The organism is Pigmentiphaga sp. NML080357 (genome assembly GCF_002188465.1).
GTDB lineage: Bacteria > Pseudomonadota > Gammaproteobacteria > Burkholderiales > Burkholderiaceae_B > Pigmentiphaga.
This window is the reverse complement of sequence record NZ_NINW01000058.1, coordinates 40,158-61,966: the sequence shown is the minus strand read 5'-3', so window position 1 is coordinate 61,966 and position 21,809 is coordinate 40,158. Positions and strand designations below refer to the sequence as shown.

Annotated in this window: 22 protein-coding genes; 16 read left to right on the top strand and 6 right to left on the bottom strand. The window is 68.7% G+C overall.

What is annotated here, in order from left to right; genetic code table 11:
* The first annotated feature begins 10 nt into the window (after positions 1-10).
* From CDO44_RS26510 to lon, 3 genes are all read left to right on the top strand, one after another.
* A complete protein-coding gene (locus tag CDO44_RS26510; RefSeq protein ID WP_087783275.1) occupies positions 11-1,546 on the top strand; it encodes an efflux transporter outer membrane subunit in 1,536 nt (511 codons plus the stop codon).
* 174 nt (positions 1,547-1,720) lie between these two features.
* Positions 1,721-2,125: an Hsp20/alpha crystallin family protein gene (locus CDO44_RS26505; RefSeq protein ID WP_087783274.1), complete on the top strand. Its 405-nt coding sequence runs from the start codon at positions 1,721-1,723 to the stop codon at positions 2,123-2,125.
* A gap of 32 nt (positions 2,126-2,157) precedes the next feature.
* Positions 2,158-4,590, top strand: coding sequence for an endopeptidase La (gene lon, locus CDO44_RS26500; protein WP_087783273.1), 2,433 nt, complete (start codon positions 2,158-2,160; stop codon positions 4,588-4,590).
* An 11-nt stretch (positions 4,591-4,601) separates the two neighbouring features.
* Here lon and CDO44_RS26495 read toward each other — a convergent pair whose 3' ends face one another.
* On the bottom strand, positions 4,602-5,279 hold the full coding sequence (locus CDO44_RS26495; protein ID WP_087783272.1) for an SDR family NAD(P)-dependent oxidoreductase: 678 nt from the start codon (positions 5,277-5,279) through the stop codon (positions 4,602-4,604).
* Between the two features lie 125 nt (positions 5,280-5,404).
* Positions 5,405-6,667, bottom strand: coding sequence for an alpha-hydroxy acid oxidase (locus CDO44_RS26490; protein ID WP_087783271.1), 1,263 nt, complete (start codon positions 6,665-6,667; stop codon positions 5,405-5,407).
* 123 nt (positions 6,668-6,790) lie between these two features.
* On the opposite strand from CDO44_RS26490, the gene CDO44_RS26485 reads away from it, so the two are divergent.
* Positions 6,791-7,690 carry a LysR family transcriptional regulator gene (locus tag CDO44_RS26485; RefSeq protein ID WP_087783357.1) on the top strand — a complete coding sequence of 300 codons (900 nt, stop codon included), beginning with the start codon at positions 6,791-6,793 and terminating at the stop codon, positions 7,688-7,690.
* A 16-nt stretch (positions 7,691-7,706) separates the two neighbouring features.
* On the top strand, positions 7,707-8,285 hold the full coding sequence (locus CDO44_RS26480) for a DNA-3-methyladenine glycosylase (RefSeq protein WP_087783270.1): 579 nt from the start codon (positions 7,707-7,709) through the stop codon (positions 8,283-8,285).
* A gap of 72 nt (positions 8,286-8,357) precedes the next feature.
* On the opposite strand, the gene CDO44_RS26475 is transcribed toward CDO44_RS26480, so the two are convergent.
* From CDO44_RS26475 to CDO44_RS26460, 4 genes are all read right to left on the bottom strand, one after another.
* Positions 8,358-9,239: a DUF72 domain-containing protein gene (locus tag CDO44_RS26475; RefSeq protein WP_087783269.1), complete on the bottom strand. Its 882-nt coding sequence runs from the start codon at positions 9,237-9,239 to the stop codon at positions 8,358-8,360.
* A gap of 4 nt (positions 9,240-9,243) precedes the next feature.
* The gene (locus CDO44_RS26470) at positions 9,244-9,807 is read right to left on the bottom strand and encodes a GNAT family N-acetyltransferase (RefSeq protein WP_087783268.1); all 564 of its coding nucleotides are present in this window, start codon (positions 9,805-9,807) and stop codon (positions 9,244-9,246) included.
* A 182-nt stretch (positions 9,808-9,989) separates the two neighbouring features.
* Positions 9,990-10,634 (bottom strand): OmpA family protein, encoded by a 645-nt coding sequence (locus tag CDO44_RS26465; RefSeq protein ID WP_087783267.1) that lies wholly within the window; start codon positions 10,632-10,634, stop codon positions 9,990-9,992.
* Positions 10,635-10,775: 141 nt separating this feature from the next.
* Positions 10,776-11,594: an alpha/beta hydrolase gene (locus tag CDO44_RS26460; RefSeq protein ID WP_087783266.1), complete on the bottom strand. Its 819-nt coding sequence runs from the start codon at positions 11,592-11,594 to the stop codon at positions 10,776-10,778.
* Positions 11,595-11,832: 238 nt separating this feature from the next.
* Here CDO44_RS26460 and CDO44_RS26455 point away from each other — a divergent pair, with 238 nt between their 5' ends.
* From CDO44_RS26455 to CDO44_RS26410, 11 genes are all read left to right on the top strand, one after another.
* Positions 11,833-12,408, top strand: coding sequence for a YSC84-related protein (locus tag CDO44_RS26455; protein WP_087783265.1), 576 nt, complete (start codon positions 11,833-11,835; stop codon positions 12,406-12,408).
* A gap of 170 nt (positions 12,409-12,578) precedes the next feature.
* Positions 12,579-12,866, top strand: coding sequence for a hypothetical protein (locus tag CDO44_RS26450; RefSeq protein WP_087783264.1), 288 nt, complete (start codon positions 12,579-12,581; stop codon positions 12,864-12,866).
* 39 nt (positions 12,867-12,905) lie between these two features.
* Complete coding sequence (locus CDO44_RS26445; RefSeq protein ID WP_233146378.1) at positions 12,906-14,288, top strand: hypothetical protein; 1,383 nt, start codon at positions 12,906-12,908, stop codon at positions 14,286-14,288.
* Positions 14,285-14,992: a hypothetical protein gene (locus CDO44_RS26440; RefSeq protein ID WP_087783262.1), complete on the top strand. Its 708-nt coding sequence runs from the start codon at positions 14,285-14,287 to the stop codon at positions 14,990-14,992. Before CDO44_RS26445 ends, CDO44_RS26440 begins: the two co-directional genes overlap by 4 nt.
* Entirely contained in the window at positions 14,992-15,687 is a 696-nt protein-coding gene (locus tag CDO44_RS26435; protein ID WP_087783261.1) for a hypothetical protein, read from the top strand. The genes CDO44_RS26440 and CDO44_RS26435 overlap by 1 nt, the downstream gene beginning before the upstream one ends.
* The gene (locus CDO44_RS27750; RefSeq protein ID WP_158213449.1) at positions 15,684-15,884 is read left to right on the top strand and encodes a hypothetical protein; all 201 of its coding nucleotides are present in this window, start codon (positions 15,684-15,686) and stop codon (positions 15,882-15,884) included. The genes CDO44_RS26435 and CDO44_RS27750 overlap by 4 nt, the downstream gene beginning before the upstream one ends.
* Complete coding sequence (gene cpaB / locus CDO44_RS26430; RefSeq protein WP_158213448.1) at positions 15,881-16,885, top strand: Flp pilus assembly protein CpaB; 1,005 nt, start codon at positions 15,881-15,883, stop codon at positions 16,883-16,885. The genes CDO44_RS27750 and cpaB overlap by 4 nt, the downstream gene beginning before the upstream one ends.
* Complete coding sequence (locus CDO44_RS26425) at positions 16,882-18,303, top strand: type II and III secretion system protein family protein (RefSeq protein ID WP_233146377.1); 1,422 nt, start codon at positions 16,882-16,884, stop codon at positions 18,301-18,303. Before cpaB ends, CDO44_RS26425 begins: the two co-directional genes overlap by 4 nt.
* Positions 18,303-19,997, top strand: a complete 1,695-nt coding sequence (locus tag CDO44_RS26420) for an ATPase, T2SS/T4P/T4SS family (protein WP_087783258.1) — start codon at positions 18,303-18,305, stop codon at positions 19,995-19,997. The genes CDO44_RS26425 and CDO44_RS26420 overlap by 1 nt, the downstream gene beginning before the upstream one ends.
* Positions 19,994-20,851, top strand: a complete 858-nt coding sequence (locus CDO44_RS26415; RefSeq protein ID WP_087783257.1) for a type II secretion system F family protein — start codon at positions 19,994-19,996, stop codon at positions 20,849-20,851. The genes CDO44_RS26420 and CDO44_RS26415 overlap by 4 nt, the downstream gene beginning before the upstream one ends.
* 88 nt (positions 20,852-20,939) lie before the next feature.
* Positions 20,940-21,809 (top strand): type II secretion system F family protein, encoded by an 870-nt coding sequence (locus CDO44_RS26410; RefSeq protein WP_087783356.1) that lies wholly within the window; start codon positions 20,940-20,942, stop codon positions 21,807-21,809.

Below are 21,809 nucleotides of genomic sequence, written 5' to 3'. Positions count from 1 at the left end.
GGAGGCGACCATGGCATTCGATCCCCTCCGCCGGCGCGCGGCCGGTCCGTTCCCGCGGCCCCTGCCCGCGGCGTTGCTGTCGCTGGTTCTCGGTGGCTGCGCAGCCGTGGGACCCGATTTCTCGGCGCCGCAGGCTCCCGCGCCCGCGGACTGGGCGAGTTGGCGCAGCGGCCCCGAAACGCTGCGGGATCCCGTGTTCACCGCGGCGCCATCCTCGAAATGGTGGGAAGCCTTCGGCGATGCGAGGCTCGATGCACTGCTGGCCCGGGCGCGCGAGGCGAGTCCGGACTTGCGCACGGCGGCGCTGCGGTTCGCGCAGAGCCGCGTGCAGCGGCAGACGGCGGCCGCGCAGCGCGGGCCGCGGGTGGACGCTTCGGCGGGCGTGTCGCGCCAGCGCCAGAGCGAGTACGGCGCCGGCACGCGCATGCTCGATGCCATCGCGCCCAATAACCGCGAGCAACTGGTGTCGGTGCTGAGCGATCCCTTTACGCTCCACCAGGCGGGGTTCGACGCTTCCTGGGAGCTCGATCTCTGGGGCCGGGTGGCACGCTCGATCGAAGCGGCCGATGCCGATGTGTCGGCATCGGGAGCGTTGCTGGAGCAGGCGCGGCTGGCGGTGTCGAGCGAAATCGCCCGGAATTATTTCGAGCTGCGCGGCACCCAGCGGCAGTTGCGCTTGCTGAGGGAAGACATCGACGCCGCCAAGGCCGCCTTGGAACTCCTGCAGGCGCGCCGGGACGGCGGGCAGATCGACGAGCTGGACGTGTCCCGGCAGCACGCGCTGCTGGCGGATTTGAACGGACGCATGCCGCCACTGCAGGCGCAAGAGGCGGCCGCGGCCAATCGCATCGGACTGTTGATCGGGCAGACGCCGGGGGCGCTGCGGGACATGCTGGCCGATACGCCGGATGCGGCGCTGGCCGCCTTGCCCGACCTGGCGCTGGGCCTGCCCTCGCAGGTGGCGCGGCGCCGGCCGGACATCGAGGCCGCGGAGGCGCGGCTGCATGCGGCGACGGCCGGCATAGGGATCGCGACGGCCGATCTCTATCCGCGCATCGTCCTGGGAGCGAGCTTCGGCTACGAGTCGTTCAAGGACGGCAAATTCGGCGAGTGGGGCAGCCGGCGCTGGTCGGTAGGGCCGAGCCTGGCCTTGCCGCTGTTCGACCAGGGGCGCAGGCGAACCACCGTGGCCCTGCGGGAACTGGAGCAGCAGGAGGCGGCGGTGTCCTACCAGCAGACGGTGCTCCGGGCCTGGCAGGAAATCGACGATGCCTTGACCGGCTACAGCGCCGAGCGCCGACGCAACCTGGACTTGCTGGATAAACTGCGCGCCAGCCGCGACGCCCACGAGCTGGCGCAGGCGCGCTACGCGGGCGGGCTGACCGATTTCCTGACGGAGCTCGACGCCCGCCGTACGCTGCTGCAGGCGCGGCGGGAGCTGGCGCAAAGCGACAGCCAGCTTCGGATCGGCCTGGTCGCAATCTACAAGGCCATCGGCGGCGGGGACGAGGCGGCGCCTTCCCCGGCGCAGGTCCCGGGCTCCTGAGCCCGGTTCCGGCGTCGCCGTCTTTCCGCTACATCTGTTACGAATCCGCCACGCCACGCCTGGCGCGCCTTCCGGCGCCGCGGCGGGGCGCGGCCCTTCCGCCCCCTATTGCCAGATGCGGGCCGTCGCCTTAACTTGGAGCCATCGGGCCAGGCTCGTGCAAGGACAAGGACCATGATTCATCGCAAACCGTCCAACGCCATGTGGATCGATGCGGTCAAACTGCTGGAGCAGGCGGATAACCTGCACCGGCAGTTCTTCCGCCTGAGTCAGGGCAGCCCCCAGGGGCCGACCTGGGAACCTCCCATCGACATTTTCGAAACCGGCCGGGCGCTTTCGGTATTGGTGGCGCTGCCCGGCGTGTCGCCGGACCAGGTCCAGGTCCTGATCGAAGGCGCCACCCTGTCGGTGGTCGGCGAACGCCTGCTGCCCGCGCCGGCCGAGGCCCACATCCGCCGCATCGAAATTCCCTACGGCCGCTTCGAGCGGCGTATCGCGCTGCCGCCGGGCGCATTCGAGATCCGCGAATCCAGGATGGTGGACGGATGTCTGCTGTTGACCTTGCTCAAGCTGGGATAGGCCACAACTCGAAACGGGACAGGTAAGAAGCCATGGAAAACGAATTTCGGGACCGACAGCCGGGCCAGGAAGCGCCGGGACAACAGGAGGGCGCGCAGTCCGCGGCGCAAGGCGCGTCGCCATCGATCGCGCTTCCCAGCGATGCCCTCACGCTGATACCGGTACGCAACCTCGTGCTTTTTCCGGGCCTGGTGGCGCCCATTTCCATCGGCCGCGAGAGCTCGGTGCGTGGCGCCCAGGACGCCGCGCGGGCCAATCGCCAGGTCGGCGTCGTCCTGCAGCGCAATCCGGAAGTGGAAGAGCCGCAGGCCGGAGACCTGCATGCGATCGGGACGGTGTCCAACGTCCTGCGCTACGTCACCACGCCCGACGGCGCGCATCATGTGATCTGCCAGGGCGTGCAGCGCTTTCGCATCGTGGAGGTGCTCCAGGGCTTCCCCTTCATGGTGGCGCGGGTGCAGCGCTTCGAAGACCCCGAGATCATGACCTCCGAGATCGAGGCCCGCCTGATCCAGCTCAAGACGAGGTCCCAGGAAATCCTCCAGTTGCTGCCGCAGGCGCCGGCCGAGCTGGCCGCTTCCATCCAGAACATGACCTCCACGCCGCTGCTGTCCGACTTCATCGCCGGCCTGATGGAGATCAAGCCCGAGGAAAAGCAGGGCGTGCTCGAGACCGTGGACGTCATCGCACGCGCCGACAAGGTGCTGGCGCTGATGGCGCACCAGATCGAGGTGTTGCGGATCAGCCGCGACATCGACCAGCAGACCAAGGCGCGCTTCGAGGACCGCCAGCGCGAGGTCATGCTGCGAGAGCAGCTCAAGACCATCCAGCAGGAGCTGGGCGAAGCCGAAGGCAACAGCGCCGAACTGGCCGAACTGGGCGAACGGATCGCCAAGGCGAAGATGCCCGAAGAGGCCGAGAAGCAGGCGCGCAAGGAGCTCAAGCGCCTGGAGAGCATTCCCGAGGCTTCGGCCGAATACTCGATGATACGCACCTACCTGGACTGGCTGATCGAGCTGCCTTGGTCGGTGTCCACCGAGGACCGCATCGACATCGCCGAGGCCCGGCGCATTCTGGACGAGGATCACTACGGGCTGGACAAGATCAAGCGCCGCATCCTGGAATACCTGGCCGTGCGCAAGCTCAATCCGGGCGGCAAGAGCCCGGTGCTGTGCTTTTCCGGGCCACCCGGGGTGGGCAAGACTTCGCTGGGGCAAAGCATCGCCAAGGCCACGGGACGCAAGTTCGTGCGCCTGAGCCTGGGGGGCGTGCACGACGAGGCCGAGATCCGCGGGCACCGCCGCACCTATATCGGGGCCCTGCCGGGCAACGTGATCCAGGCCATCCACAAGGCCGGTTCCAACAACTGCGTGATGATGCTGGACGAGGTCGACAAGCTGGGCGCGAGCGTGCAGGGTGATCCGGCCGCCGCGCTGCTGGAGGTGCTCGATCCCGAGCAGCACGACACCTTCCGCGACAATTACCTGGGCGTGCCGTTCGACCTCTCCAAGGTGCTGTTCATCGCGACGGCCAACGTGCTCGATTCCATCCCGGGCCCGTTGCGGGACCGCATGGAAGTCATCTCGCTGCCCGGCTATACCGAGGAAGAGAAGGCGCAAATCGCGCGCCGCTACCTGGTGCCGCGGCAGCTCGAAGCCAATGGCCTGAGGCCGGACCAGTGCGAAATCACGGACGCGGCCATCCGCGAAGTGATCAACGGCTATACCCGCGAGGCCGGCGTGCGCAACCTCGAGCGGGAGATCGGCAGCGCCTTCCGCCATGCGGCCATGAGCATTGCCGAGGGAACCGCCCAGCACGTGCGCATCGATGTGGGCGACGTGCATACGGTGCTGGGCGCGCCGCGCTTCGAAAGCGAGATCGCGATGCGCACCGGCCTGCCGGGCGTGGCGACCGGCCTTGCCTGGACGCCGGTCGGCGGCGACATCCTGTTCATCGAAGCCAGCCGCACGCCGGGCAACGGCAAGCTGATCCTGACCGGGCAGCTGGGCGAGGTCATGCGCGAAAGCGTGCAGGCGGCGCTGACGCTGCTCAAGGCGCGGGCGGCCTCGCTGAATGTCGACCCCGCGCTGTTCGAGCGCAACGACATCCACGTCCACGTGCCTGCCGGCGCGATTCCCAAGGACGGCCCCAGCGCGGGGGTGGCCATGTTCGTGGCGCTGACTTCGCTGATGACCGACACCCCTGTCCCTTCCGACCGCGCGATGACGGGCGAGATCAGCCTGCGTGGCCTGGTCTTGCCCGTAGGCGGCATCAAGGAGAAGGTGCTGGCCGCGCTGCGGGCGGGCATCAAGACCGTCATGCTGCCCGCCCGCAACCGGAAGGACATCGACGACATTCCCGAGGAATCGCGCAAGCAGCTCCAGTTCATCTTCCTCGAGACGGTGGAGGACGCGATCCGCGCGGTGGCGCCGGCGGAGCGGCAAGGGGCAGCCGCCGTCAGCTGACGGCGGGCGCCCTAGAGCAGCGTCTGGCCACCATCTATCACGATGGTGGCTCCCGTGACGAAGGCCGACGCGTCGGAGGCCAGCCAGACGGCGATTTCCTTCAGTTCCTCCGGTCGGCCGATCCGTCCGAGCGGCACGTTCTTGACGAACGCGGCGTATTTCTCGGGAACGCTCATTTCCGTTTCTGTCAGCGGCGTCAGGAAGCGCCCCGGCGCCAGCGTATTCACCCGTATGCCTCGCGGCGCCCATTCCATGGCCAGCGCGCGCGAAAAGTTGATCATGGCGGCCTTGGCGGCGCTGTAAGGGGCATTGTTGGGGCGCCCGCGCAATCCGGCCGCGGAGGCGATGTTGATGATCGAGCCCCGGCCCTGCGCATGCATGAGCCGGCCGGCCGCGCGGCAAACGTAGAAGGTGGAGTCGAGGTTGACGCCCACCAGCCGCTTCCACTCGTCGTCGGCCAGCTCCAGCACGGGCTTGCGCTGGCTGCCGCCGGCCGAATGCACGAGGATGTCAACGGTGCCGAAACGCTCCTGGACGGCGGCGACGGCGCGGTCGACCTCGGCGGAATCAGTGACATCGGCGGCCACCGCCGACGCAGCGCCGCCGAGAGCCTCGATTTCGCCGCGGACCGACTCGAGATCCCGCGCGGTACGGGCGAGCAAGGCCACGTTGGCTCCAGCCTGGGCCAGGGGCCTTCGTGCGGGTGACTTTGGGGCTGTAGATGACGCTCTTGGTCATGGGAGGACCTCGCTGTTGGTGAGAGTGGTGGATAAGGGGGGAGGCCGGGCGCGGGCAGGCAGTCCGGCGGCTGGCGCTATGGCGCCCCGGCGGCGTGCCGCCCTGCGCGCAGCGGCATGAGCAGGCCGGCGTCCAGCTCGGCCAGGGTATTGATGCCGAGCATGGCCATGCCGCGGTCCACCTCGTCCGCAAGCAGGCGGATCGCGTGTTTCACGCCGGCGGCGCCTGCCGCGGCCATGGCGTAGTTGAACGGGCGTCCGATGAAGACGCATGCGGCGCCCAGTGCCAGCGCCTTCAGTACATCGGTGCCGCGCCGGACGCCGCCGTCCATCATGACCGTCATGCCCTGGGCGGCATCGACGATGGACGGCAATACGCGCAGGGCGGAAACGGCGCCGTCCAACTGGCGTCCCCCGTGATTGGAGACGATGAGGCCGTCCACGCCGTGCTTTTTCGCCAGCGCGGCGTCGCCCGGATGCAGCACGCCCTTCAGGACCAGCGTGCCTTGCCAACGGCGGCGAATGCGGGCCACGTGCTCCCAGTTCAGGTGATCGCGCGCCGTGAAGTCGCGCAGGACGCTCGACGAAAGAATAGGAGCGCCGCGCGTGGCGAACGAATTCTCGAAATGAGGCAGGCCGTGCCGTACCAGCGTTCGCAGGAACGTGCCGCACAGCCAGCGCGGATGGCTCAAGCCGTCCCAGGCCAGCCGCAGGCTGGGCCGAAGCGGGGTGGAGAAACCCGTGCGGATGTTGTTCTCGCGATTGGCCGATACGGGAATGTCCACGGTAAGCACCAGCGTCCGGTAACCTGCCTTGGCGACGCGTTCGATCAGCGGATCGATGCGCGCGACGTCGCCGGGAAGATAGGCCTGGAACCAGGTCCCCGGCGCCTGGCGCGCGACGTCCTCCAGGGGAATCAACGAGCTGCCGCTCATGATCGAAGGCATGCCTGCCGCGGCAGCCTCGCTGGCGAGCACGATGTCCCCGCGGTAGGCCGAGAGGGCGTTGATTCCCATGGGGGCGATGCCGAAGGCGTGCGCGTAGCGCGTGCCGAACAGCGTGACGGCCTGCGTTCGCCGGGATACGTCCACCAGCGTGCGAGGGACGAAGCCGTAGCCTTCGAATGCCTCGGCATTGTCGCGCAGCGAGCTGTTGCGTTCGGCGGCTCCCGCCACGTAGCCGAAGATGGGGCGCGGCAGCCGCCTACGGGCCAACGGCTCGAAATCGTCGAGACACAGCACGTCGCGCAGGCGCCGGTCCGGCCGGAGGGCGGGCAGGACCTGCGTGCCCGGCAGGCTGGACGGGGAAGACGGGACGGAGTGTTCAGCGTTCGCAGCCATCGAGTCGAAATCTGCCGAAGTTCGGGACGAGCACACTCTAGCGATCCGGTTTGTGTTAAGAAAGCGATAAAATTCAAAAAAACTATTTCGATTTATTCGAATGAAAGCGCGGGATGCATGGCCATGACGCTGAAGCAACTGGAGGCTTTCTATTGGGCGGCGACGTGCGCAAGCTTCGCGATCGCTGCTGAAAGGCTGCACCTGTCCGTTTCGTCGCTGTCCAAGCGCGTCAGCGAACTGGAACAGTCGCTGGGCGTCGCGCTGTTCGACCGGTCCGGGCACAAGGCGGAGCTCAGCGAGGCTGGAAAGCGGCTGGTGCCGCGCGCCTGGGGCTTGCTGCAGGAAGCCGAGTCGGTACGCCGCTGCGTGGCCGTGGACACCGGCTTGGCGGGACGCTGCAGGATCGGCGTGGGCGAGTTGACGGCCCTCACGTGGCTGCCGCGCCTGCTCACGCTCGCCAAGAGGGAGCACCCGGAACTGGTCGTGGAACCCACGGTGGACGTAGGGGCGGCGCTGGAGCACGGGCTGGAAAGCGGCCAGCTGGATTGCGCCGTCATCGCCGGCCGGTCTCCGCGCCCCGACATTTGCTCCGAGCGGATCGGCGAAGCGCGGTTTTCCTGGGTGACCAGCGTGGACGCCGAAGCTTCGTCCACCGCCATGACCGCGCGCCTGCTGGCCACCTATCCGCTCGTCACGTTGCCCTTGGGGGCCGGGACGACCCGTGTGCTCGACGACTGGCTCAATGCCAGCGGGCTGGACATCCATCAGCGGCTGATCTGCAACAATTGGGGGGCCATCGCCGGCCTGGTGAGCGAAGGCGTCGGCGTAGGGATACTGCCTGCCGGCTGGGCAGCGGCGCTCGCCAAGCGCGGCCGATTGCGCGTCCTCAAGAGCACGCCGGCGCTCAGGCCGCTACCGTATTCGTTCCGCTGGCGGCGGGACGACACTCGCCCGGTCGTTCCGGGAATGCTGGCCATCGCGCGGCAGGCCATCGACTTCTCCATGAAAAACCGCCTGCTGTGATTTTTCGAGGATTTCCATGCGTTCGACTCACCGGCTCGCCAACATCGACTTCCATGCGCCTTCGTCCGAGGTCGCACGCCTGCTTATCGGGGTGACGCTGCTGGTGGACGGCGTGGGCGGCCGCATCGTGGAAGCAGAAGCCTACGACAGGGAAGATCCCGCTTCCCACAGTTTCTCCGGGCCGACGCCGCGCAACGCATCGATGTTCGGCACGCCCGGCCGGGCTTATGTGTATCGGTCTTACGGGATCCACTGGTGCCTGAACCTGGTGTGCCGCGAATCCGGCCATGGCGCCGGCGTGCTGATACGCGCGCTGGAGCCCACTCATGGGATAGACGTCATGCGGGCACGGCGAGGCGTGGAGGATGCGCGACTGCTTTGCTCGGGTCCGGGCCGGGTCGGCCAGGCGCTGGGCATCGACCGCAGCTTCGACGGCCTGGCGCTGGACCGGCCGCCGTTCGCGCTGCAGCCCAGGGAGGAAGAACCCCCCGTTGTCGCAGGGCCGAGGATAGGCATATCGAAGGCGCGCGACGTGCCATGGCGCTTCGGGCTGGCGGGTTCGCGCTTCCTGAGCCGGCCGTTTCCGAAGGGGTGAAGGGGCCAGGCCTTGCGGTGGCTTGGCCGGCAAAGCGGGATGTCACGGATTCATGCCGGGGTTGGATGTCCGTCAGACGGCCTGCATGGGCAGCCCCAGCTTGCCCATCAGCGTCTTGGCATTGCGGGGGGCCTCGACCTTGGCGTCGTTGTCGAAGTAGCAGAACACGTCGCGGCCCGGCCGGTGCGGCGCCTTGCCGTCGATGCGGCGGGCGTCGCGCGGTTCGGTCCCACGGGCCCAGGCGGCGATGCGCTCGCCCCAGCGGTCCAGCGCCGGGTCGGTATAGCCGCTGACGTAGAGTTCCTGATCGCCGTGCAGCCGGATGTAGACGAAGTCGGCCGTGACGTCTTCCTCGTAAGGCCATTTGCCCGCCGTGTCGGCCACCACCAGGGCGACGCCGTAGTGGCGCAGCATGTCGGTGAAGGCCGTATCCAAGAAGCTGTCGTGCCGGATCTCTATGGCATGGCGCATGGGCTGGTCGGGAAACGTTGCCAGGCTCGCGCGCCCTCGCATGCGTGCCTCGTGCTTTCTGGCCAGGACGCGGGCGCGGTCCGTATCGTGCGGCAAGGCCCTGAAGAAGGTTTCGAAGCGTTCCTGGTCGAAGCGCATGCTGGGAGGGAATTGCCACAGGATAGGGCCCAGCTTCTCCTTCAGTTCGAATAGCCCGGAGGACAGGAAGTTGGCCAGGGGCCGGTCGATTTCCTTGAGCCGCAGGATGTGGGTCATGTAGCGCGGCCCCTTGATGCTGAACAGGAAGCCGCGCGGCGTATCGGCATACCAGCTGGCGTAGCGTTCCGGGGTCTGTAGCGAATAGAACGAGCCGTTGAGCTCGATGGTGGAGAACTCGCGCGACGCGTAGGCCAGCTCCAGCCTCTGGGGCAGCCCCTCGGGGTAGAACACGCCGCGCCAGGGAGCGTAGCGCCAGCCGGAGATGCCTACGCGGATGTCGTTCATGGCGTCATGATGCGTGGTGGGGCAGGGTCCGGTCGCCGTCGCCGAGCGGCAGCTGCATCAGTACGGTATCGACCCAGCGGCCGTGCTTGAAGCCGACGCTGCGGAGCACACCCGCGTGTTCGAAGCCGACTTTCCTGTGCAAGGCGATGGACGCGGTGTTGCCGCTGTCGCCGATGACGGCGATCATCTGCCGCCACGGTCCGCCGTGGCACCGGGCGATCAGGGCTTTCATCAGCGCCTCGCCGATGCCTTGTCCGCCCGCGCCGTCGGCCACGTAGACCGAGTTTTCCACGGTGTGGCGATAGGCCGGGCGAGCGCGATAGCTGCCGGCGTAGCTGTAGCCGACCACGGCGCCGTCCGCCTCCGCCACCAGGTAGGGCAGGCCCAGGCCGAGCACGGTAGCGCGCCGGGCTCGCATTTCTTCCACGGAAGGGGGGATTTCCTCGAAGCTGGCGACGCCATGCAGGACGTGGAAGGCGTAGATCGCCTGGATGGCCGGCATGTCGGCCTCGGTGGCGTCGCGGATGGTGAGCGTCGAGGCGGAGAGGGCAATGGCGGGGCTGGACATGGCAATGTACGTTCAGGTAGCCCGGCGGCGGCCGGGTGTGACATTACCATTACTTTACCCAAGAACGCGCCCGTTCAAGCCTTGCGGGCGGCGTCCCGGGAGGAGCCGTCCCGGCTTCGCGGAAGACGTCCGCCTGGCCGGGACGGGAGGCCGCCGCGCGAAGGCGGGCGGCCTCCTGGCGGTCAACCCTTCACCGCGTACAGGTAAACCTCGGTGCGGCGGTTGGCGGCGCGTCCTTCCACCGTGTCGTTGCTGGCGATGGGGTCGTTCGGCCCACGGCCTTCGGTGCTGAGGCGCGTCGGCGAGACGCCCTTGCTGATCAGGTAGTTGGTGACAGCCAGAGCCCGGTTCTGCGACAACGTCTGGTTCAGCGACATCTGGCCGGTGTTGTCGGTATGGCCGACGGCCTTGGCGCGCAGTTCGGGGTGCTCGTTCAGCGTCTTGGCAACGGTGTCGAGCACGGGCAGCAGCGCCGGCTTCAGCGCATAGCTGCCGGTGTCGAAGGAGACGTTGCTCGGCACATTGACCTTGAGCGAACCGTCAGGCTGCTCGGTCATGTCGATGCCGAGGTCTTTGGATCCCGATTTTTCGACATCCTGCTTGACCGTCTTCCAGTTGTAGCCGATCAGCCCGCCCGCCACGGCTCCCAGGCCGGCGCCGATGGCCGCGCCCTTGGAGTTGCCCAGCAGTGCCCCCAGGCCGGCCCCGACCGCGGCCCCGCCCCCGGCGCCGATGGCCGTATTGGTGTGCTGCTGGTTGGCGCAGCCGGCGACGAAAACGCCAAGCGCCGCAACCAGAGCAAGTTTGGAGAGAGTGTTGGTTTTCATGTTGACCTCCTGGTTTGGACTGGGCATAAGGCGTCGTTACGTATCGACAGCACTTAAGCCTGGCTGATCTTAGCCTCTACTCCCCGCCTGGAATGGCAACATTTTGTACGTTTTGCAGATCGTTTACAGTTCGCGGTCCCGTCAGACTGGCCGGGTCTGGCTCCGGACGAAATGCCTGATGCGGTCCATCGCGTGGAGCGAGGCGGGCGAGGCCGGTTCCACGGTCATGAACATGTGTACCTCGTCGTCGTATTTCAGCACCTCGATCGCGCCGCCGGCCGCCCGGTATTGCTCGCCGAAGGCATCGGCGCCCAGATGGTCGACGTTGGCGTCGGCGGTGCCCTGTATCAGGAGCACCGGCGGCAGGTAGCGCGCTTCCCCGCGCTCGACGAGGCGATGAGGGTTGTCCCGCTCCATTGCTGCCTCGTCCGGCCAGAACGCCTGGTGTGCCTCGACCAGCTGGGCGAGCTGGCGCGCCTGGGCCATGCGGTAGCGCGCCAACGGGTCCAGGATGGGCCAGCATGCCACCGCGTAATGGACGAGCGGCGTGCCATCTTCGGGCGCGGCCGCATAGCGCGCGTCGTGCGGACACAGCGCGTTGAGCATCAGCAAGTGGCCCCCGCTGGACGTCCCCAGGCCGCCCGTCCATTCGGGCCGGCTGCCCAACTCCCCGGCATGGCGCTGCGCCCAGCGCAGGCCGGCGTTGACGTCGGCAATGCTGCCGGGAAAATCCACTTGCGGCGGCATGCGGAAGTCCAGCGCGAAGACGGCGATGCCTTCCTCGGCCAGGGTTTCGTGCATGGAGGCGTTGTTCAGGCGATTGCCGCGAACCCAGGCCCCGCCGTGCACGTCGACCAGGAGGGGTACGACGCCGTTGCGGCGAGGGCGATACAGGCGGCCCAGCAGCGGTTGCCCGTCGGCGGCGGGGAACTCGATGTCTTCTACGTCAAATCCGGGCATGGCGGCGGCTCGCGAGAGAGACGGGTGAGGGCGTTTGATCGCTGTGTCCCGATCTTCGCACAAATGCTGGTACCGTGCCTGCCGCGCAAGACCGGGGCCGGGTGGCGGGGCTCACCGGATGCAACAACCCGGTTACGTTTGTATTCTCCGTTTTGACGTATATCCGGCAGAATTTCAGTGCTTGCCGCGGCCGGTCGATGCGCCGCCTTCACGGCAGGATCACTCAAGGAGAGAGAGCATGAAACGTCGTCAGTTCCTCTATGCCGGTGTCACCGCGAGCCTGCTGGCCGCGGCGGGATGCACCACCACGAATCCCGAAAACGGGGACGGCTCGCCCGCTGCCAAACGAGCCCGGATCGACTCCGGCGTGAACGAAGCGCTCAATCGGCTCTACTCCACGGTCGAGGGTTCGCGCGAACTCGGGGCCAAGGCCAGGGGCATACTGGTATTTCCCAACGTGGTCGCGGCCGGCTTCATCGTCGGCGGCGAATATGGCGAGGGCTCGCTGCGCGAAGGCGGACGCACCACCGGGTACTACAGTACCGCCAGCGGTTCGTTCGGCTTCCAGGCCGGCGCGCAATCGAAAGCGCTCGTCTTCATGTTCATGAACCAGGCCGAGCTCGACCGCTTCAAGAGCAGCAATGGCTGGACGGCGGGCGTGGACGGATCGGTTGCCGTCGTCAAGGCCGGCGTCAACGCCGCGATCGATACCAACACGGCGCGCGCGCCGGTCGTGGCCTTCGCGATCACCAACGCGGGGCTCATGGCCAACCTGTCCGTGGAAGGCACCAAGATCACCAAGCTGAACCTGTAGGGGCAGGCCCGGCCGCCGCTGCGGCGGCGTTCTGCCTGCGGCGGACAGGGATGACATCTCTGTCCGTCACGGGATCCTCGCATTGCGGGTGCGGGGGCCTCCCGGGAAACTGACGGGGTGTTCCGCGGACGGCCAGGCATGCGCCTGGCGCGCGGGACCGGAGCCTCGTCATGCCTGTTCGTGTCCATTCCGCTTCTCGTATCCGGCAACTTGGCCAGTCGATGGTGGAGTACGTGATCATCGTCGCGCTGGTGGCCGTTGCCGCGATTGCCGTCTACCAATTGTTCGGCCAGGTCGTGCGCTCGCAAACGGCGGCGATGGCGCGCGAGATCGCGGGCGAGGACGGCTCGGCCGAGTCGCGTGCCGCGCAGAGCGCCGCCAAGAGCGCCAAGTCGCAGACGGCGGCCCGTTCGCTCAAGTCCTTCACCGGCAACGCCGCGCAGGCGGGCGCTCATTGATCGAGCGGCGTCATGGCGCGATCGCAAACGGGACAATCCTTGGCCCTGGCGCTTGTGCTCCTCGCGGTGGCGGGCGCCGGGCTGATCCAGCTGTTCAACGGAGGACAATTGCTGCGCGAAAAGGTCCGGCTGTCGAGTGCGCTCGATGCCGCGGCCTACAGCGGCGCATTGGTCCAGGCCCGTGGCCTCAATTTCCTCGCCTATGCCAACCGCGCGCTCGTCGCGCACCAGGTCGCGATGGCGCACGCCATTACGCTGGCCTCGTGGGCAAAGTTCGGCGATGCCGAATCGCGCCAGCTTGCGCGATCCAATCCGCCGGCCACGCTGATCGGCGGCCTGTTCGGCGCGGCCCATGGGCAGGCCTATCGAAGCGCCGCGGCGGCGGCCGGCGCGGGCCGGCACGCGGACTGGCAGAGCGGCGCACTGGCCCGTGCCTTTGCCGAGCATGACCGGGTCGTGCACGATGTCCTGGTCCGGGCGCAGGCGACTGTCCAAAGGACGCTTGGCGAATCGCGCATGCAGGCTATGCGGGACGTGTTCGCCGCCCACTATGGCGATCACGGCGCGCGGCTGGACGCGATTCCCTTGGCCGATACGCTGCCCGGCTTCGTCGTCCGGTATGGCGGCGCCGCAAGAGTCAGGCTCAAGTCCATGGTGGAAGAGGCCGGTGCGCACTACGGGTTCCTGGCGCCCCGCGACGGCAATCGCCACAGCATGCTGCCCTCCGAATGGCGCTGCCCGTGGCTGCGGCACGAACTGCGGCGGCGCGGCGCGACGTCGCTGCTGGACCTGGATACCTGGCGGTCCGTCGATACCCAGTCGTTCCACGCGCTGCGTTCCAACAAATGGATAGGCTGCTACTACCGCGAATACCCCATGGGCTGGGGAGGCGCAAAGAATGACGCCTTGCGGCCGGACGACGACCTGCCGCACGTTGCCGACCCACCACCGGATTTCGCGGATGAGGATTTCTGGCGATGGGTGCGCGGACATACGGACTGGAATCTGCTCGATGGCGCGGCCAACCCGCTCGCGAATTCCTATGCCCTGTCGCAGGCCGTCGTCTGGCCAGGCAGGGGGCTGCCTTCGTTCGCCGAGATCGCGCAGGCCGGCAGGGCGGACGACGGGACGCGCCGCCTGCGCTTCGCCGTCCGGGCCGCAAGGCCGGCCATCGCCCTGGCCACCGGCGATGCCCGCGGGCCCAAGGTCGGGGCGGGAAGGCTGCTGTTCGAGACGCGCCTGCCGGGGGCGGAGATGGCCGCCGTCAGCGCAGCGGAAACCTATTATCGGCGGCCCTATGCGCGTACCGACGGCCGTGAAGAGCGGGCCAGCCTGTTCATGCCGTATTGGCAAGCACGCCTGAGCCCCGTCGCTCCCGACGAGCGCGCCCTGGCCTGGCGTCGGCAGGGAGGCACAAAGTGAACGGGCGCGGCCACGCCGGCCAGGCCGCGGCCGAAGCGGTGCTCGCCCTGGGCGTGATCGGACTGGTCTGGGTGCTGGGAGCGGCCGTGGGGCGGCTGCAGGATCTCGCCCTGCAAACCGGATTCGCCAGCCGGCATCTCGCGTTCGCGGTGGCGCAAGACGTGTCGCCACAGGAGCGCGCACGCGCGCAGGATTATTTTTTCGGCGCCGGCCTGCACCATTGGCGCAATCACGACGGTTCGGCATTGTTGCGGCCCGAAACCGGCGGGCCGCGTCTGCGCGTGGCGCGTGGTCCCGGCCTCTTGTCGGGCCAGGCACAAGTCGGAGGGCCGGGCGGGGTCGCGGAAGCGTTGCGGACAGAGTTGCTGCCGGCCTACCAGGACATCGTGTCCGGAGATGTCTCCGTGACGCCGCGGCTCGCGTCCGGGCTTGCGCCATGGCTGGCCACGAGTCCGGCATTGTCGAGCCGGTTCGCCATACTGGCCGATGCCGGCCATGCCCGTGACGACCGCGACGCACAGGCACGCATCGGCAACGCGCCGTCCGCCTGGGGCACGGCAGCGCAAGCCACGGTACATGCAGGACGGGGAGTGTCCTCGCTGGGAAGGATCGACGCCGGATGGCGGCGGCCTCTGCCGCAGTTCGACTGGCTCTCCGCATGGGCCGGCCTGGTGCCTGCCGATCGCCTGCGCGAGGCTCCCTGATGATGAGGCATCGATGGGCGAGGATCTCCGCCGGACGCGCCGCGCTCGCCCGTATCGCCGTCATGGCGGTGCTGGCGGCCGCACCGGCGTGGACTCGGGCGGCCGCGCCCCGCTTGCCTTCCGATGCGGTCGACCTGGGCTGGGGTGGGCGCATGAGAGTGAACGGCATCGACGTGGAGGTCCAGCTGTTCGGCATGCGGAAGGCGCCTCTGGCGCTCGCCGCGGAACTGGTGCGGCAGCCTGGGCTGGATGCGTGGCTGCTGCCCATGCCGGATGGCGTCATGCTGAGCGGGGCCGATCGGGGCCGCCCGTGGCTGGTGCAGTTGCGGCAGGCCGGCCCGGAGGCTTCCGAGGGGATGCTCGCCGTCGCACGCGGCGGCCGGCCCGCGATGCCGGCACCGGCACCGTGGCTGCCGGACGGCGGGGCGCTGCTGCTGGATCTCGAGTCCGAGGATGAAGGAGGGAAAGTGGTGCACCAGGTCTATGGTTATCCGGACACCGCCGCGGCGTTGACGCGGTTCCTGGCCCCGCGGCTGCGGGCACTGGGGTGGAGGCGGGCGGCCGGCGCGCACGCGGCGAGCGAATGGCGGCGCGCCGGTCGCCTGCTACGGCTGCTGGTTGTCGAGCGAGAGGTCGGCAGCGGTCTTGTCGCGGTCGAAACCGACGCGGACCCGGCCTCGCGGAGAAGACCATGAACGTGGTTCGCATCGATGGGGCTGCCCGGACACAGCGCGGCCAGTCGGCCGTCGAATATCTCGTGGTCGTGACGCTCGTCATCGGGTTGGCCGGGGTCGGATGGCTGGGCGAAGGCGGCGGCCTGCTGGGGTGGCTGCTCGATGCCCTGCGTGGCTTTCATTACCGCTTTGCCGCGTCGCTGGCGTTGCCGCTATGAAGCTGGACGCCATCCGTCTGCGCATCGACAGGAAGTGGTGGATGCTCGCCGTGGCGCTGGCGGCGGGCGGCGCGGCGGCATGGCTCAGCCAGCGCCATATCCAGGAGCGCATCGATGCCATCGAGGCCGAGGCGCGTGCGGCGCGAGCTCCCGCGGTCGTGGCGTCGGCCGATCTGCGGCGCGGGCAGCATTTGTCGGCCGAGATGGCAGCCGTGCGGGACATCCCCGGCGAATGGCTGCCCTCCGGCTTCATCGCGCCCGAGCGCTTCGCCGAGGTCGAGGGCAGCGTGCTGGCGCATCCGGTGCGCGCCGGCGAACCCATCCTGTGGATGCACCTGGAGACCGAACGTCCCGCCGCGCTCGCCGAGCGCCTCGGCGAAGGGCGCCGGGCCGTCACCATACCCGTCGACGAGATCAGTTCCGTCTCCGGTCTGCTACAGCCCGGCGATTTGATCGACCTGTACGTGTCCTTCGATCATCGAGGCAAGCGTGTCACCATGCCGCTGCTGCAGAAAATGCGCGTCCTGGCGACCGGTCGCCAGACCGAGTCGCCGGGAACCGAAGGCGAGACCGGCCGTGGCGGCTTTTCCACCGTCACGCTGGATGCGACGCCGGACGAAGCCATCAAGCTCATTACCGCGCGCGACGGCGGCGTGCTGACCGCGATGCTGCGACGCCCGGGGGACGGCAGCCCGGCGCCGGCCCGTCCCGCCGGCGACCTGCCTGCGTTGCTGGGGCTCAAGGAGCCCGAGCCGCCGGCGCCACGCCGGTCGGCCAAGGTGGCGGTGATCTATGGCGACCGGGCGCCCCGCCGTATCCCGGGATTGGGAGAGGACGCTGCCGGCGAGCCCGCCACGCCGGATGACTCGGGAATGCCGGTGGACCGGTCCAAGTGGTCGGCCTGGTTTCCGGGAGCGCAGGCCCGCGGCGGTCCGGCGCCCGAGCCGTCCTCGGACGCGGGCGATGCGGCCAGCACGGCCGCGGTGGAGCGCCAGCCATGAGGCGCCCCGCAACAAGGGCTGGCGCGACCGTGATGGCGGCGTGCCTGCTTGCCGGTGCGTGGCCGGCCGCGGTGGCTGCCGCGCAGCGGGCCCCCGCATGGCCGCCATGGCTGGAGGACGAGTCCGAGGCGACCGCGGCCGGGAATTCGCCGATCGGCCAGGACCTGCCCGACGTCGAGATGTTCGTCGGCGAAACCCAGGTGTTCCCCGCACCCGGTGTGGGCCGGATCGCCGTGGGCAACGGACGCGTCATCAGCGCCGCCACAGCGGACGACCGCGAAGTGGTGGTATTCGCCAACGCGGCGGGCACGTCGTCGCTGGTCATCTGGGATCGCGACGGGTCCATGCGGCGCATGCGGATTACGGTGGTGCCGGGCCAGTCATCGCGGGCGCAGCGGGAGATCGAGGCCTTTCTCGCGTCGATCCCGTCCGTGCGCAGCCGCGCCGTGGGCGACAAGATCATCATCGAAGGCGATGACCTGGGCGAGGCCGATCAGGCCAAGGTGGCCCTGCTGGCCCGCCGTTATCCGCAGGTGGTCGATTTCACCGGCCAGCTGGGCTGGGAGCGCATGGTCATGATGGACGTCAAGGTGGTCGAGATGCCGCGCTCGCGCCTGCGTGAACTGGGAGTGCGCTGGGACGGCGCGAGCACCGGCGGGCTGAATGCGGGACTGGCCTGGGACGCCGCGGTGGGGCGGCCCTTGCGCGCGGCGGCAGGCGATGCCGCGCAACGCCCGGGGGGCGGCCCCGTTGCGCTGCCTTTTCCCTCGACCTCGCCGGCGGGATACCTGGGCATGAATGCCTTGTTGTCGGCACGCATCCAGGCCCTCGCCCAGAGCGGCGAGGCGGTGATCCTCGCCCAGCCGCAACTGTCGGCGCGCAGCGGTTCCACCGCCAGGTTTCTCGCCGGCGGCGAGGTGCCCTACGCCACCGTGGACAAGAACGGGGCGACGAACACGACCTTCAAGCCCTACGGCGTCACGCTCGAGATCGCGCCCCGGGTCGATGCCGGCGGAACGGTGCGTTCCGTCATCGACGTCGAAGTGAGCGCTGTCGATCCTTCCGTCGCCGCCACCGGCGGCCCGGCGCTCAAGGTGCGGCGCACCTCCACTGAATTCAACGTCCGGTCGGGCGAGACGCTGGTGCTGAGCGGGTTTCTTTCCCGCGAACAATCCGAGGACCTGGATGGACTGCCCGGGTTGTCCCGCCTGCCCATCCTCGGACCGCTGTTTGGGTCCCGCCGTTTCCAGCGGCGCGAGACCGAACTGGCCATTTTCGTGACGCCCACGGTGGTCACGCAACGCAATCCCGACCTGCTCGAGCGCATCGGACGGGGTGAACGAGTGCTGCGGGAAACCTTCGGTCCCGAGCGGCTGAACGTGCCGGTGCGACCCGACGCATCTTTCATGGAGCGCTGATGCTGGAAGTGCAGATCCTTGTCGATGGAGGCCATGGCGCTTCCCATACGGTGGCCACGCCGGCGCTGATAGGGCGCGGCGAAGAGTGCCAGGTCCGGTTGCGTCACTGGCGCGTGGCGCGCCAGCACGCGCGGCTGGCGCAGCGCACGGAAGGCGTGTTCGTGGAGGATCTCGGCTCGCTGTCGGGAACCCATGTCAATGGCCGCCGCATCGTGCAATACGGGCCGCTGCTGCCCGAGGACGAAATCGTCGTCGGCGTGGCAATGCTGCGGGTCCGGCCGGCGCAGGGACCGGACCCGGCGGCTGCTTCGGGCGGCGTCGCCGCGGCGTCTGCGGACTTCCCGGGGGCCGCGGAACCCGTTCGGCCGGATGCGTCCGATGGCCACGCTCACGAGGCAGTAATCGTGGAGTGGCGGCGCAGGCTGCATGTGCGCCTGCTCGACGCACTCGACCTGCGCCGCCGCGATGTCTCGGCCATGAGCGATGCCGCGCTGAGGATGGAGGCCGATCGGCTGCTGCAAGGGCTCATCGCCGAGGCCGATGCCGAAATTCCCGTCCGGCTGGATCGCGATGCGCTGCGCCGGCAAGTCGTGGACGAAGCGGTGGGCCTGGGGCCGCTCGAGTCTTTGCTGGCCGATCCGGAAATCTCCGAGATCATGGTCAACCGGCACGACGAACTGTACGTCGAGCGCGGGGGCGTACTGTGCCGGCATCCGGCGGTATTCAGCAGCGACCAGTCGGTGCTGGGGGTGATCGAACGCATCGTCTCCCCGCTCGGCCGCCGGATCGACGAAAGTTCCCCCATGGTCGATGCCAGGCTGCGCGACGGCTCGCGGGTCAACGCAATCATCGCTCCGCTCGCGCTCAAGGGGCCGGCGCTGACCATACGCAAGTTTCCCAGCCGCCGCCTGCGGATCGAGGACCTGGTCGAGGGCGGGTCGCTTGACCTGCACATGGCGCGATTCCTCCGCCTGTGCGTGGAACAGCGCAAGAACCTCATCGTCTCGGGCGGCACGGGCTCGGGCAAGACGACCTTGCTCAACATCCTGTCGAATTTCATCCCCGCGGCCGAGCGCGTCATTACCATCGAGGATGCCGCCGAGCTCAGGCTGGCGCACGAGCACCTGGTCGCGCTGGAGGCGCGCCCGCCCAACCTGGAAGGGCGGGGCGCGATATCCATCCGCGATCTGGTGCGCAATGCCCTGCGCATGCGGCCCGACCGCATCGTCGTGGGCGAGTGCCGCGGCGCCGAAGCGCTGGACATGCTGCAGGCCATGAACACCGGACACGAAGGTTCGCTCACCACCTTGCATGCCAATACGCCGCGCGATGCGATGTCGCGGCTGGAGACCATGGTGCTGATGGCCGGCATGGATCTGCCGCTTGCCGCGATACGGGAGCAGATTGCCTCGGCGGTCGACATCGTGGTGCAGCAGAGCCGAAGCGCGGCGGGACACCGCCGCGTGACGGCCATCGTCGAGGTGACCGGCATCGAAAGCGGCCGCATCCAATTGCAGGAACTGTTTCGATTCGAGCGGCCGAGACCGGCCGAACCCGAGGGGCCGGGCTATTTCCAGGGATGCGAGCTCATGCCCGGTTTTCTCGATGAGTGGCGCGCGGGCGGCATCGCCATTTCCCCGGAATGGTTCTGCGAACGTACGCCTGCGCCGCTCCAGCCGCGGAGCCTCGCATGAGCGGGCTTGCGCGCTGGATCGTCGCCCTCGCGGTGCTGGTGTGCGTGTCGCTGCTGGTATGGGTGGCCCATGGCCTGGCGCGCGACAGCCTGTCGCGCTATCGCGCCGTGTTCACCGAGACCGCGCGAGTGCGCATGAGCGAGTTCTTTTTCTTCGTCGATGCGCATCAGCTGTGGTGTGCGCACGTCGTCGTGATCGGCCTGCTGGCCGCCGCTTTCGGACTATTTGCGCAAAGCTGGACCTTCGCGGCCTTGGGCGCCGTGGCAGGGGCGTGGCTGCCGCGATACCTCGCCCGGCATCTGCGCGCGCGCCGCCTGCGCCGGTTCGATGCGCAATTGCCCGATGCGCTGCTGGCCCTGGGCAGCGCACTGCGCGCGGGAGCCAGCCTGCAGGCCGGCCTGCGCCAGATCGTTGCCGAGAGCCAGGCGCCGTTGGCCCAGGAGTTTTCGCTGATGCTGCGCGAGCAACGTTTCGGTCTCGGCATGGACCAGTCGCTGGCCAATCTCCACACCCGCGTGCCGACCGAGGCGGCCAGCCTGGTGGTGGCCGCGCTCAGGATCGCGGCCGATACCGGCGGCAACCTGGCGGAAACCCTGGAGCGGATAGGCGGGACCGTGCGCGCCCGGCTTTACATGGAGGGGAGGATCCGGGCCTTGACGGCACAGGGCCGGCTGCAGTCGAGAGTGGTGGCAGCGTTGCCCTGGCTGCTGATCGCGGCATTGGACCGGCTCGAGCCCGAAGCCATGCGACAGCTGTGGACGACACTGGAAGGCTGGGCGGTGCTGATGCTGGTGGCGTCGCTGGACGTGCTCGGGCTATGGATGATCGCGCGCATCGTGAGGATAGACGTATGAAAACGGTTCGCCTGCGACAGGCGGATGTCCGCCCGCGCGATGAAGGCCGCGATCCATTACCGCCGGGGTCATGCCGCGCGCAATTGCCATGCTCATGACCGCACTGCTGGCGGGCGTGGCGGTGGCCGCGTTTGCCGCGCTGCTCTATTTCCTGGTCGCCGATTCCCCGTCCGGTCCGGGACAGACGGTCGAAGCGCCGCCGCGAGCCTTCCGCCTGGCCTGGCGCCTGATCGTGGCGGCGGCCTACTATGGCAGGCCCTGGCTGTCGTGGCAGCGGCGGCGCCGGATCGAGGCCATGCTGGTCCAGGCGGGCTTGCGCCATGCCCTGGCCCCGGCGCACATCGTGGGGGCGCAGCTGCTGTGCGCGGGCGGCGCGGCTGCCGGCACGGCGCTTGTCGCCGCGGCCGCCGCCGGAATGCCGGCCGCCCTTGCCGCGATGGCATCCGGCGCCGCCACCGGAGCCCTGTATCCGCGGCTATGGCTGCGCGACCGCATACGCCGGAGGAAGGCGGCGATACTGCGGGCATTGCCGTTCGTGCTCGACATGACCACCCTGTGCGTGGAAGCCGGGCTGCATGTGGGAGCGGCCTTGCAGCAGGCGGCCCAGAAGGGGCCGGCGGGCCCATTGCGGGACGAACTGCGCCGGGTACTGGGCGATGTGCGCACGGGCGTTCCCCGCGCGCAGGCCCTGCGGGACATGGCCGAGCGCCTGGATATCGCGGAAGTGCGCGCCTGGGTAGGCACGCTGGCGCAGGCCGATACGCTCGGCATGAACCTGGCGCCCATCCTGCGGGCGCAGTCCGACCAGCGCCGCACCGAGCGCTTCCTGCGGGCCGAGCAACTGGCGATGGAGGCGCCGGTGAAAATGCTGCTGCCGCTGATCGCCTGCATTTTCCCGTGCTCCTTCGTGGTGATTGCGTTTCCGATCGTGGTCAAGCTCATGGATCCGGGCTGGTAG